Genomic DNA, 13,180 nt, shown 5'->3' with positions numbered 1-13,180 from the left:
TGCCGTGCCGTACCGGTAGCTGCGCCTCAGACTTCGTGCGTCCGATCCCTCAGCCCGTGTGAATCGCGAGGTTACGGTTCAGTAGCTGCGTCCGACCACGCAGATTCGACGATGGCGCGTCACTACGCTGTCCACATGCACGCCAACGACGATGAGTACGCGTACCTCGCCGCGATGATGGAAAAGGAACGGGCCAAGCTTTTCAAAGTGAACGGTCGTCGAATCATGTCCGAAGCCCGGAAGCAACTCGCCTCCCTTACGGAAGCCCTCGACCTTCTTGTGGTTCAACCGGGCGGCAAGGCAGACGCGCTTGACAGGCACTTCGCAAACACAGTGACCTTTCTTCCATCGACTCTGATTAAGACGCAGCTCCGCCTTGGCGTCCAGTACGCAGAGGCGGCCGACGTGCGTCCGTGGCCAACCCTTGCCTCGTTCGTAGTGTTGCGCACGTCGATCGAGTGCACCGCAACAGCACACTGGTTAATGTCGGTCGAGAGCCAGCGCGAAGGCATCGCACGGGTCCTTCAACGAATGTGGTGGGACACGATGAACGCCGTGGACATGGCTGTCGAGTCAGAGAGCGATCCCGACCTCAGCGGCGTCGACGATCTCCGTCGCAGGATCACCGCAATCGCAGGGCCAATCAAACGTCTGGATGCCGACTCGATCATGGAGTCCCAGCGCGTTAGTCTCTCCGGCATTGTTCGAGGGGCAAGTCTCTCGCTCCACCCGGATTCGCCCGGCGCTCTTTACGCCGCTTGGATGACGTGCGCTGGAATCTCGCACGGAAACGTACCCATATCGGCTGGCGCGGGGATGTCGCCAGAAAGCATTCAGGTCCCCTCCAAGCACCCCATCGACGAGTCGACGTTCGGCTTTCTATTCGCAGTCGCCGTTGCCGATCTCGCGGCTACCGTCGGGCTCTTCCGGCGATGGGCGGCCGAGCAGCACAGTAATCTACGCCCGCCCCAACCATAGGATCGCGGTAGTGAGGAGCATCGTTCCCAGATGGTCGCGCCGCCGAGGTCTCTAGCCACGAGCAGGATACTGACGGCATGTTCGATGGACCATCAATTCTGTAGGATCCATCGCCCGAACTATCCGCGACCGCCCACTTGATCGGACGCCTCATCGAAGCGCCGAACGACAGGAGTCTCATCACCGTACGTGAAATGGGCATGATCACTTCGGAAAACAAGAGCAAAGGAGTGTCTTCATGGTCGGGCCTCAATTGCAGATCGAACAGCCGGCCGAGGCCTGGGGCCGAACGACGCCCGTCGCGCGTTCCTGACCTTGCTCTGAGCGTGGCCCCAGGAAGAGGCTTCCTCGCGGGGCGCCCATGCGGCTTGAGGAACGGATCAAGGCCGAGATTTAAAGAGCCCAGGCTGCCCCTCGGGAGTGGTTTGACGCTGACGATGACATGCCGCACCAACTGCACTCTCGGCGGCGTGTGACCTGTGACTATGAGCGTCGAAAAGTTTCTCATGGCGGACGGCATCGGCCTGGAGGCCGGGCGACCCAGCACACAGATACCGACACGTTGTCTTCTCGACGCTCTTCGCCACCCTACGGTGGCAAGGTGCGTCTACTTTCCGACTCCATTCCCGAAGACGATCAGACTCTCTACGGAGAACTCGCTATCGAACTCCTTGATCTTCTGGTCCTCTGGGACCGTCTCCTGGATAACCTCTCTTGGTTCGCCAGCGAGTGGCGGGCCGCCCACCCGGACGACAGCACCGAGATGCCGATAGCCGGGCAGCACGTCCCCCGCATTCGGGATGTCGACCGTTGCACCATCTTCTTGCGCCTTGCAAACAAGTCTTCGGTCACCGGCGACCGCAGCGATTTCGTCGCTGTCTTCAACCGAGTCAAAGACACTCGCCACCACGTCGCGCACGCCATGGCGATGAACGCGATGTCCCTCCCAGGACAAGCGCGCATCGGAATCCCGTACTACAACGGCAATCGCCGAGTTAAATCTCTGGATGGTGGGAAGAGCGTCATCACGCTTGCGCTGGTAGGGAAACGGAAACGAGCAGCTGTGTGGTTGATTGATCACGTGGAATGGGCCAGAGTCTCGGAGGGCCAATCGGGAGGCCCTCTAGCATCGGACGCTCCACGTTCGGGACCACCGGCGGCGCATCCTCGCCCGTAGGCGAGGAAGCCGAAGCCCCGAATGAGGCCTAGGGGCTCGGCTAAGTCGGGGTCACGCGTCATGTCTCCATGATGCGTGTCTGTTGAAGTCATCGCCTCGCCGTCCGCGCGAGACGCAAGCGGTCGAACCTGGCGCCCGTTCCTCGACTGCTAGGTTCGCGAAATGACAGAGGACCAGTACGGCATCCCCCAACGCGTGATGACAACCCGCGAAGAAGAACTCATGGGCCTGCTCGGCCGAACAGCTGCTCTGGCTTCCGTCGTGGAGATGAAGATCGCCGCCGTTGCAAGCAATGTCGAGGACGAGGTTGCCGAACAGTACTTCGCCGCCACCCGCGCAGAGAACGAGAAGACGATTCGTAAGCGCCTCCGTCTCTACACGGAGCCACACGAACAGGACGTCGTTGCTCGGCTGCTGGCCTCGCTGCTCATCGCGCGGGACGCGCTCGACGACCGCAATCAGATACTGCAACGCGTATGGACGCGAGCCGTCCCAGACGTTCCCGGGGTCTGGTTTGGCTACAAGAGCGTCCGAGCCGACCGTTCGGGCAGAGATGCTCGGCTCGACGGTCGCGTGTTCACCCCACACGACTTCGAACCGGTGTTTCGCCGTCTCGTCGAGGCAATAGATGTCATGTCTGAGTCCGTCGCCCTGTCCGGCTCCCTCACTCGACGCGGAAAGCAGCCGACAGCAGGTCAATGAGTGGCGCCAGCAGGATCGTCCGCGGAGAGAGCCATCGACTTCTCCGGCAAACGGCTCATGCGTTGCCGCCGATGCGGTGCGGTTCCTGTCGTGGATCTCGACTGGATCAATCAGTAGGAGCAAGGCATTACCACGTGCCCCGGATGCGTCGTGACCCCGATTCCGCGGAAGCGGCAACGAACCTATCCGCCGAGAACAAGGCCCCCAGGCTTATTGCGGGCGGGACGGACGTAAGCGCGCCAAGAAATGACCGCGCGGGCAGCTAGCTAGCCGCGGGGCGGGTTGGCGTCGTTTCCATAAGAGTTTTTCTCGCCAACGGTTCCGTCGAGCTTTGTGATTCCATCGCCCTGGAACCCTTTCCATTTCGGCCACGGGACCCCGACGCGCTGACAACGAGATCACGAACATGTTGCCGACGGCCAGGAGCCAGCTCTGGTGGCACCGAGGCTGCGCCCGTGGAAAGGATGTTCAGGAAGTCCCCCATCTCGCGGTTTCTGCTAGCTGGCTCCGCGAGGCAAGTCAGGGCTGGGACCCTATCGGCAACTCGCTCCAGTTGTTTCATCTTCAATGCGCACCGAGCTCTGGTGCTGGAGCGACTCATTACTCCCGTTCGGACCTGTCGTTGACTACGAGTCGTACCGTAGCTGGGTCGATGTCGTCTGCGGCAACGATGGTGGGTAGGTCATAGTCATCCAAGCCATTCATCTTCATGTCGGCGCTTGCCAGCGAGAGCGCTCCCTGAACTGACTGCCCGTCAGCAAGCGCGCGGTAAAAGCGGGTTGCAAAAGTGATGGCGTCCGGGTCACCGACCGAGGCGCTCATCCCAACCGCCATCGGCACTCGGGCGAGAAGCGGCTGGAGATTTTCGGCTGACTTGCAGGCGTTCAAGACGACTAGTTGCGGCGGCTCGTCCGCGGCAGATAGCGCGTCCATGAAATATTGAATGGGGACACTTTGGTAGCCGCCCTCCATCGAACCGTCGTCGAAGAACAATTCCTCAGCGTTCGCGTGTCCTGAGAAGTGAACGACGTGGGGCTGAAAGGACGTGACGTAATCGAGTAGGTCGCCGCTTGTGATGTCGGGTGCGTGCCGAATGGAGACCTGGTCTCGATGCACGGCTGCGCGCACGGCGGCCTCCACTCGCCGGATCTCTTGGCTGACCCGAAGCTCACCATCGGGCGTTGCGGTGCCGTAGAGGATCCTGAGCGGCTCAGCCTTGGGCTCACGAATTGCCGCGATTTGGGCGCCCAGGCGCCCTTCGGACTGAGTAATTTGATTGGCTACGGCCGCACGGTGGCGTTGCTGTTCGAGGCGATCCTGCTGTCGCTGACGTTCGTCTGCACGGCGTGCCGTTTCCGCATCGCGGCGATCTTTGTCTACCTGCCGCGCCGCAAGAGTGTTCTCGCGCTGGATGGCGCTGTTGAGATCTCGGTTGCCGGCCGCTTCCTGCTTACTAAGGTCGGCGCGCTTTGAAGCGAGCGAGGCGAGCTTCTTTTGCTCTCCGAGCGCGGCATTCCGAGCTGTCTCTGCTTGCCGCAGATACGTCCGGCGGCTCGAATCACTCTTTGTGGAGGACGCGCGGGCTGACCTTGAAGCGACCTCCGCTTCTTTATCGCTCTTCCTCTTCTCGGCCTTGCCGATCTCGGTTTCTAGCGCCGCCCGCTTCTTGGCTAGTTCGGCCAGTTTCCGTCGTACCTCGTCTGACTTGCTCAAATGCGTCCTCATCCCCATGTAGTAGGACGTTCTCGCCCTGCTGGTCGTCTTCGTACTTGAGAGTTCGATCGGCTCACTCTGCCCGCCGGATCTCGCCTTGAAGTGTGCAGGTGACCTCGATGCTAGCCAGCTAGCCGCGAATACCTCGGGCCTTAGCTATTTGATCGGCATAGTTGTCCATGCCCCGTGCCCGCAGCTCGGCAATGAAGACCTCCCATGGCGGCACGTTGCTCGTGTAGGGCTGATCACACGGTCCTACGTAAAGCCCTCCGCCCGGCGCAACCGAAAACCCTCCGCGGAGGCCAACAGACAAGCCACCCCCGGGGCCCACCGACAGACCACCACCAGGGCCAACAGACAGGCCACCTCCCGGGCCTACGTACAAGCCCCCTCCAGGACCTACATACATGCCACCTCCGGGGCCCACATACATTCCGCCTCCGGGGCCGACATAGCGCCCTCCACCCGGTCCAACGTATTCGCCGCCACCAGGACCGACGTACTCTCCCCCGCCTGGCCCTACGTACCTATCTCTCGGCCACCCTTTATCTGTCATGCTGCGACGCTACCCTTGGCCACCCACAGTTCGACAGAGGCGAGAGCGTCGAATCGACAGTGCATGGGTTGAGCCCGTCGACCCCAAGCTGGCCAACCGTAGATGCGAGGCGGTGAGAGCTGCACCCTGAAGGGTTCTACGAAGTCAAAGGTGTTTAGGCGTAAGTCGACACCGGAGAGGGCTGGCGGCTTTGTTAGTGGCCTGATGAATTACATTCGCTGCTACCACCAAATCGGCACACCGCAGCCCAGACAGGGAGATCGATCTCTGCGTTCGCGACGCATCAAGGGTCTTCGCGGGATAAATGAAGATACCCCGGCCTGTGCCCGGGGTATCTTCACTTCTCTTTCGGTCTTACTTTCGTCGACGGATCAAAAGATAACCCGCGACACAGATCATGAATATCACCACGATGGCAATCAGCCACGGGGGTGCAACGTAGTCGGACTTCGGACTCGCTGCGAGCAGGGCTAGGAGAACCATGTTGTGCTTTCTATCGTCGTTTCACTAATGTCGTCAGGTGAGTTTTTGGGTGTAGCTCACGGTTGCAGAGCACTGGGGTGACGACACTTCCCCCACTGATCCGGAAACCTGTCCATCTTGATTGACGGAGCCGCCAATGGGCCCGGCGCTGCAGCCGAGTTCGGCGCTCGGCCCCGATTGCACTGTTCCTCCAGTCCCTTGGAGTCCAGCCGAAACACCCGGCGTTCCGGTACCAAGTCCGAACGACACCCCATAATCGCCATTAGCGTCACGGCTAATTCCGATGCTTCCACAGATGACGTCGCACACCTGCAAGGACCCACCCAGGACCCATCGACCACTGGGGTCCGACCCGTTGATGGGATCGCTGCCAGCGAACTGATACCGATTACCGTTCTTGGGGTCTAGGGGAGCGTCAAAGGTGTCTTGCTGAGTCCATGTGCCCGTAGCAGGGTTGTACCAACGAATACCGAATTTGACGAGGCCGGAGGCCCGGTCTTGCACCCCGCCCTTGAAGGAGTAGGGGTTCTGCGTGTAACCGCCGCCGGTCGACGAATCGTCAGCGAGGGTCCCAACTCCGTAAGGGTCGTAGGCAATGTTGAACGCCTGAGTTGCATAATCCGTGAGCATGCCCACCGGGTTGCCCATGCCGTCGAACACGTAGATGCAAGCGATTCCCGACGAAGTCGTCAACATGGTCGACTGCCCAGTCACAGGGTCGGAATAAACGTCGGCGACGTTGGAGTTAACCTTGTACTGGATAATACCGGATTTACCATATACAAGATTGTAAGTGTTACCTGTCGAAGTGGATTCAGAGAGAACCTGATTCTGCGCAGCTCCTACGTAGGTGTAGGCGGTTGTTTTGCCATCCTTCGTTGCCTGGGTCATCTGCTGTGCCCCGTTGTAGGTGAATGACTGCGTCGGGGTAGCCGTAAGGTTGCCAGCCCCATCATAGGAGTAGCCAGTGTTCGTAATTTGGTTGGCCGCGTTGTAGGTGAATGTTTTGGTAGTTGCACCCGTAGCAGCAGCGCTTAGGCGGTTCCCCCGGTTGTCATAGGTGTAGGCCCAGGTAGTGTTCGCACTTCCCCCGGACTGGGTCACGCTCTTGATGCGTCCGTTGTCGTAGGCGTATTTTGTCAATTGCCCCGATTGGTTGTCTTTCGACCACTGGAGCTTTGACGTATCAGTTGCCTTGGCGTTCGAACAAGTCGCCGTGCTGGTCGCGGCGTTGTAGCAATAGCTGGTATCGAACACAGTGGTTGGCGCGCTTGAAGCGGCCTGCGTTTCGGCAATGATGCGTGAAACTCGACCGTTTCCGTCGTAGCTGGTCTTGTAGTGGCCAGCCCACTTGCTCGGGTAAGTCGACGTCGTAGCGTTATCGAATGTGCCGGACGCCTGCAACCACGTGTCGGTGCGCCTGCCATGGTCGTCTGTCGCGTAGTCCGTGTATTGGAATCCGCCAGCCTTGGGGTATTTTGTGATCTCCAGCGCGCCAGAGTTGTCGAATGTATTTGTGTAGGTTCCTAGTGAGTCGGTTGACGACGTCTGGTTCGATGCCTTGTCATATCCGTAGCTGATCGTCCCGCCACCGGCGCTGTTCGAGGTGGAGGTGAGGCGGGAGAGCTGGTCGTACGCGTTGGTGACTGTTCCGGAGGCCGATGCCTGCGTCAGGAGGTTGCCCGCGTCGTCGTAGGTGTTGGTAACAGTTCCGGTGCCGTCTGAGAAAGCGGTTGTCAAGAGCTTGTCGTTCTTGTCATAGGTATAGGTGGTACTTCGTCCGGCCCCGTCGCTCTGGGTAGACATCCGACCGAAGTCGTCGTACGAGAAGCTCTTGACGCCAAGACCTGATCCAGTCACAGGCGTAATTTTCGACAGTTGCTTGTTTGAATTGTAGGTGTAGACGGTCTTATTCGTTCCATTGTCCGGAGCTGTTGCGGTGGCTACTGTGCCGTCCCCGTTCCGAGTGATCGCTGCGGAGACCTGCCCGCCGCCGCTTACACCGGAGGACGACGAGATCGAGTTGCCGAGACCGTCGTAGCCGTAGTCAATCGATTCGGAACTGTACGCGCCCCCAGCGGCGATGTTCGAGTCGCGAGTGGTTTTCGTGGGCATGTAAGCCGTTGACCCGGAGCCGTAAGCCGTCGTGGATGTTGCACCGCCCTGGCCCTGCACCGCAGTCAGTGACTGATTGTTGTTTTGACCGAACGTGCCAGTTGTGGCTTCCTGGGTGGTGGTCGACGATGTTGTTGACCCAACGGTCGATGTCTTCGCGTCCAGGCTATAGGGGGTGTTGTAGGAAGCCCCCCGCTCTCGACCCTCGGCGTCGATGGCCTTGGTCACGAGATTTTGAGCCGAATCGATCGTGTATTTTGTGTTCGGGACGGATGCCACCGGAGTGCCCAAATCCGTATTGGGGCCAGCTACCAACGTCTGCGTCGCTGATGGGTAGCTGAGCCGCGTCGTAGAAGTACCCGATGCTCCGACGGTGCTGTTCGACTGATCGACCTGCGTGACCTTGTGGCTGTTACCGGAGTAGGTGAAGGAGGTTGTTGCGCCCGTGGGTGAAGTAATCTTCGTCAGGTCTGTTCCGGAGTACGTGAACGACGTCGTTTTACCAAGAGCATCGATGAATTGGGTGAGATTCCCACTCGAACCCTCGTACGTGTACTTAACGTTCCTCGTCGAGTAGACATTCGTCTGGGAGAAGACGTATCCGGTGGCGTTGTCCGCGAGAGTTGCGGTTCGCGCATCAACTGGCCCTGCCGTTGAAACGATCGATGTAGCGTTGCCAGCGCTGTCGTGGTTGATAACCGTCTTGTTGCTGTTCTTATCCGCCACAGAGAGAGCGTTGCCGTTGGCGTCGAAGGTCGTGACCTGCCGCGAAGACAGGTCGGTTAGTTCGAAACCGGATGACGTCTTAGCCAGAGCGACCTTGAGCCCTGCCGGCGCGCCGTAGGCATTCGACCCTGACGGGGGAGAAGTGAACACCCACGTTGATCCATCGGTCTGTGTTAGAACGACTCCCGCACTCGTTGTGGTGAGGCTACCCGTGCCAGCGAAGTTTGGCGTCCACCCATGGGCCAGACCGGTATCGGTAGCACTCTGCCATCCTCGCGAGTTGTAAGTGGCCCCGACAGGCACAGAGCCGCTGACTCCCACAAGAGACAACCCATTCGTCGAAACCATGAGGTTGCCTGTCGCCACGTCAACTTTGGCCTGGACTCGGTCGTCGACAGGGAAGGACAGCTGGGTTGCGTTTGGCCTGGATCCCGTTACACCCGTAGTCGACGGCCCTGTGGGCAAGGCTGCCTGCGCTGCCTGCGCCACCCCCCCAACTAGAGCAAGGGATGTAACAGCGATTAGTCCGGTGCGAAGCGCGGCGCGCTTGCCCCTAGACCTGCGAGAAGTTTTTGACACCACTTGGCCCCCTTGAGCACAGGCGCCCACCTTTGGGCGCGACAATCACCGCCTTGGGCAGGCGGAGGAAAATGTGATCTGAGCAGTCGCCCCTCACGATTCGACTGTCCTAGGCGACAGTATTGACCCCTGCACGGAGGGTCTACCCCCCAAACGGGGGAGTGGTGATGGAGCCAAGAATTATGTGGAAAGCTTTGGCCATTCACGCGCGGCTAAGACGGGATGCACCGTTCATCACAAGCCTTCTGAAGCCAGTACCGCGATCCACGGACTTGGCAGTCGGCGCGTCGATTGCGCTGTAGGGACATGCCTCGCACTGCTACCAATGGACCGAAGCAGCACGCGGCCCGTACAACTACCGGGAGCCTTTCTGGGAACCCGCTTCTCAGCGTCGTGCCCGCGGCCTCGTCCAAGTGCCGGCACAGATGAGTCGCGCGAGCGCGCCGTTACAGATGGCATCACGTTGAGTCGACACCCGCTAGGCCTCAACCTGCCAGGAATTCGTCGGCTTCGACTACAACCTCGAAAGCCACATGGGCTCCTACGTTAACTACATGGTCTCCACCGACCGCAGGGCATCGCCGAGACCGATTCTGGAAGCCAATGACAACGGAACCTCGCACTCACCCATGCTCGACGTCTGTTTGCGCATGTTGGCCGAGTACCGACGCATCTTCAATTCTCGCGAACGTCAGTTCACCCGAGACGACCTGCTTCTCTCGGCGAAGGAAGTGACGCGGATTGGGCAGGCGTCCGTGTACGCGTCGCGTAAATAGGAGCAGGTAGAGCAGCGGCGGCTCGACGCGTCTTGCAACCTCTAAGGGTAACGGGGCCGAGGAAGTCCCGCAGGAATTTGAGGTCAGCTCGGGCTGCCGCCGGACATGAATCCGTTCGGGCAATACACTGCGCTCATGCCCCCTCGTTTTATTTCGCCCCGCGCCATTGAGCGCTTGGCCGTGGAAATGCGGGAAGATGCGAACGCGTCGTCGCGCCCCCCAGTTAACGTTACCCGTCTTGCGCGAAACTTTGGCTGCGAGGTGGTCATGGTCGATTTCAGTCCTGACACTGTGTCTGCGCGCATCCAAAGGCACACGTCAGCGGCGCACTTCGACTACCTGTTGGAAGTGAATGCGTTTGATTTCCCGCAAAGGCAGCGGTTCTCGATCGCGCACGAGCTTTCGCACGCCGTCTTGCATGACGACCCCGCCCGAGACTTTGAGTTCATCGAGGATCGCAAACCGCTCGCGGACTACGACAAACCCGATGACATGTACAAGGAAGTCCAGGCCAACATGCTGGCCGCCGCCCTCCTGATGCCTGAACAAGCTGTCCGGCGTGAGTGGGCTCGCCTCGACGACATTGATGATCTGGCCGATATCTTCGACACCTCGCGCGACTCTGCTTATTGGAGACTGAACAACCTCAAATTGCTCGTCAATGGATAGCGATACCCCCGACGGCACCGCGAGGTCCAAACGTCAGAAGCTCGCCGCCGAGGCATTCAAGGAGTCCGCTGACGAACCCCGCGAGCCTCCGGAGGTCACTTCTCAAACGCCCTCCGAGAATCAGAGCCAAGTTGATTACGTTGCCAACAACTCGGGCATCCCGGAGGCCCTCAAATACTTCCTCCTGTTTCATCCCGCCACAAGCTTCTTCGCCTACCTAGCCGAACGCGAGTTCGGTCATCTCATGAAGCCTGCTTTCCGTGAGAAGAAAATCTCCGCGCCTGTGCTCTACTGGGCGTGCGTCTCCTTGGATCTTTTGTGGCTGTCATCCGCGGTTGTCGGGGTTTTTGTCGTTGCCGCGCGAGTCATTTTTAAGGGGTTTTTTACCTGAGCGCTGACCAGGTCGCGGGACGCCGGGAGCAGCTGAGTTGCTCGTAACCAGCGACCGCGGACTGCACCTGCCCGCCGCTGAGAAAGAGTCTCGGACGTTCATCGCTGGCTAGTGAGTGCAGAAACATACTTTCCTACAACAACATCGCATGTACTTGAATGCGGGTCTACGCGTCTCTCAACAGTAACCTTGAGTACCCCAAAACTGGCGTCAACTTGGGGCTTATCCCCCCCTCTCCAGCGTCCGAAGCATCCGCGAAGCGGCGCCTGCGATTACGCCGGCGACGACAGAGTAATCATGCCGGGTACTTCCGTCCCGTTCAGCCACTGAGATTTCTCCAGTGCTTCGTGATCGGACATACTGCAGATGTAGTCACTGATGGCTCGATAGTGCTGGTCAAACAAGTGGTTGTCGACCACAGGGTGCGCATTGGATAAAGCCAAAGTTTCTTGAAATGCTGCCGGCAATTCCCCGAAGTCGACGCCGGTCTTCAGCCACGTGACGAGGCGAAAAAATAGTTGACGGATTACTTGACGTTGCGACTGTTGGATGTAACCCATCCGTGGCGTCACAACGAGAAACTTTTTCGTGATCACCTTTAGGACCTGAACTTGGTGCCAGGCGCGCGGCTCCAGATACACCATGGGGCCGTTTGCGTAGGGGCCGGTTGGGCGGACTGTGATGCCTCCAAACAAGTCCGCGATCTGCCCGCTGAGATCAGTTCGGAGCTTTACCTGCTCGATATAAGTCTCGTCCGTTGCAGCAGCTGACCCTTGAAGAAATTTTAGGGTTTCATTCAAGGCCTCACGGAACTGTCCCATGGAGAAGAAGCCCTCACGCCCTTCGGCGAGGTCGCGGGATTCGACGACGAACGCATTTTGGGAGATGTCTTGGACAGCCTGGTCGGCGTCGAGGTCCTCGAGAGCTTTGGTGATGCTGGCGATTGCGCGCCCCGGATTGATTGCTCCGGCCGCCAGGAAATCTTCGAGGTCATGGATGGCATAGGCCATGTCATCCGCCAGGTCCATGATGCTGGCTTCAAGGCTTTGCTGTAGGGGGTTGTCCGGATCGCCAAGCCCGATGGCACCGCGGACACGAATTAGGTCCTCTGCTTCACTTTTGTAGGCCCCGAACTTAGGCAGGGCCTTCTTGGTGACACTGGGTCGACCCCAGGGGTACTTGGCAACCGCCGCGAGGGTCACATTAGTCAGGTTCAGTCCAGGATCCCCAAGCCTCCCGACAGCGAGCTTGGCGACGATGCGGAATGTTTGAGCGTTTCCCTCGAACCCATCGAACACCCCCACATCGCGGAGACACTTGTTGAGTTCTTGCTCACCCGCGTGCCCGAAGGGTGGGTGCCCGAGGTCGTGAGCCAGGCCCGCTGTTTCAGTTGCAGACACATCAAGGCCTCCCGCAAGTCGAATAACATCCGCGATGGCGGCCTCTCGGTGCGCACGCCGGACAAGCTGCTCGGCAATCTCCCTGGACAGCAACGACACCTTATGACTGTGCGACCCCCGCGTGTGAAACCGAGTGCTGTTTAGCTGCGGGCTTACGACCTGCGTTACTCCGGCAAGTCGACGAAGGAATGGGGAGTAGGCAACCCGCCCACGATCGCGTTCCGTTTCCGTCCGGACGTCATCTCCAGTCGCCTCGGAAGGTTCTTTCCTGGCGTGCCGTCGTTCCTGCTGATCCGGTACGACTAGCGATCCGTCAGACAGCTCAACAAGTCCAGGCAGAGCAGTGCCATCGTTCTCCCCCACGACAGGCCTACGCGGCTTGGAGCGTGTCGCTGATCCGGTCGATGCGCACCATCTTGCGGCTCGCCGCATACGAGAGAGCAAATCGCATTTCTGACACGGCCACGGTCAGGGCTCGCGCCGCCTGCCTGAGAGCTTCGTCGACGTTCAGCGGAAGTCCCGCATTGCGAAGGATTTTGACCAGTTCGTCTGCCATCGTCCGCAGCGCTTTCACTTGCTCATCAAATGTCATTGCGACCAAGTTGCCCATAGCCATCGCCCTATCTCGTCGGTTGCTCACGCCCGCGCCTCTCGTAGCCAGCGACGCACATTCCAATTTAACAGATGCCGGTCCCCCATGGCGTCACGGCGCACACAAAGTCGGGGTACTTTCGGCGTGCGCCAACTCGCGCTCTGTTCGTCGCCCGCGTCGCGAACATCGTCACGCGGGTTGCACTGCATTTCGAGACGCGCTCCAACTCGCCGTAGCTGGATGCGTTCACTATGCCAATTTGGCGTCTAGGAAGCGACCGGTCGCCTGGTCCGTTTCGGCGTCTGAGGGCTGGCGCGCAAAGA

At 59.6% G+C, this 13,180-nt stretch carries 9 protein-coding genes and 1 pseudogene; 5 read left to right on the top strand and 5 right to left on the bottom strand.

Going from position 1 to position 13,180, the window contains the following annotated elements; all coding sequences use genetic code 11:
* The first annotated feature begins 135 nt into the window (after positions 1-135).
* On the top strand, positions 136-978 hold the full coding sequence (locus EDF39_RS02715) for a hypothetical protein (RefSeq protein WP_123940271.1): 843 nt from the start codon (positions 136-138) through the stop codon (positions 976-978).
* Between the two features lie 607 nt (positions 979-1,585).
* On the opposite strand, the gene EDF39_RS02710 is transcribed toward EDF39_RS02715, so the two are convergent.
* On the bottom strand, positions 1,586-2,059 hold the full coding sequence (locus EDF39_RS02710) for a hypothetical protein (RefSeq protein WP_123940269.1): 474 nt from the start codon (positions 2,057-2,059) through the stop codon (positions 1,586-1,588).
* A gap of 258 nt (positions 2,060-2,317) precedes the next feature.
* Here EDF39_RS02710 and EDF39_RS02705 point away from each other — a divergent pair, with 258 nt between their 5' ends.
* Positions 2,318-2,857, top strand: coding sequence for a hypothetical protein (locus tag EDF39_RS02705; protein ID WP_123940267.1), 540 nt, complete (start codon positions 2,318-2,320; stop codon positions 2,855-2,857).
* 600 nt (positions 2,858-3,457) lie between these two features.
* Here the strand turns inward: EDF39_RS02705 and EDF39_RS02695 are convergent.
* Together EDF39_RS02695 and EDF39_RS02685 are read right to left on the bottom strand one after the other, a co-directional pair.
* Positions 3,458-4,570, bottom strand: coding sequence for a CHAT domain-containing protein (locus tag EDF39_RS02695; protein WP_158613136.1), 1,113 nt, complete (start codon positions 4,568-4,570; stop codon positions 3,458-3,460).
* A 1,072-nt stretch (positions 4,571-5,642) separates the two neighbouring features.
* Positions 5,643-8,600 carry an RHS repeat-associated core domain-containing protein gene (locus EDF39_RS02685; RefSeq protein ID WP_158613135.1) on the bottom strand — a complete coding sequence of 986 codons (2,958 nt, stop codon included), beginning with the start codon at positions 8,598-8,600 and terminating at the stop codon, positions 5,643-5,645.
* A 935-nt stretch (positions 8,601-9,535) separates the two neighbouring features.
* Between EDF39_RS02685 and EDF39_RS02680 the strand changes: the two are divergent.
* The 3 genes and pseudogenes from EDF39_RS02680 to EDF39_RS02670 all read left to right on the top strand — a co-directional run.
* Positions 9,536-9,805: pseudogene (locus tag EDF39_RS02680) on the top strand (YfbU family protein); the annotation flags it as partial.
* A 135-nt stretch (positions 9,806-9,940) separates the two neighbouring features.
* Positions 9,941-10,474, top strand: coding sequence for an ImmA/IrrE family metallo-endopeptidase (locus EDF39_RS02675; RefSeq protein ID WP_158613134.1), 534 nt, complete (start codon positions 9,941-9,943; stop codon positions 10,472-10,474).
* Entirely contained in the window at positions 10,467-10,865 is a 399-nt protein-coding gene (locus tag EDF39_RS02670) for a hypothetical protein (RefSeq protein WP_123940255.1), read from the top strand. The genes EDF39_RS02675 and EDF39_RS02670 overlap by 8 nt, the downstream gene beginning before the upstream one ends.
* 272 nt (positions 10,866-11,137) lie before the next feature.
* Here EDF39_RS02670 and EDF39_RS02665 read toward each other — a convergent pair whose 3' ends face one another.
* The gene (locus EDF39_RS02665) at positions 11,138-12,697 is read right to left on the bottom strand and encodes a deoxyguanosinetriphosphate triphosphohydrolase family protein (protein WP_123940253.1); all 1,560 of its coding nucleotides are present in this window, start codon (positions 12,695-12,697) and stop codon (positions 11,138-11,140) included.
* The gene (locus EDF39_RS02660; RefSeq protein WP_123940251.1) at positions 12,636-12,875 is read right to left on the bottom strand and encodes a hypothetical protein; all 240 of its coding nucleotides are present in this window, start codon (positions 12,873-12,875) and stop codon (positions 12,636-12,638) included. The genes EDF39_RS02665 and EDF39_RS02660 overlap by 62 nt, the downstream gene beginning before the upstream one ends.
* Between the last annotated feature and the right edge of the window lie 305 nt (positions 12,876-13,180).

The sequence above is a fragment of the Frondihabitans sp. PhB161 genome (assembly GCF_003814635.1).
Taxonomy (GTDB): Bacteria; Actinomycetota; Actinomycetes; order Actinomycetales; family Microbacteriaceae; genus Frondihabitans.
Note: the sequence above shows the minus strand (reverse complement) of the source record. Positions and strands in the feature narration are given on the sequence as shown.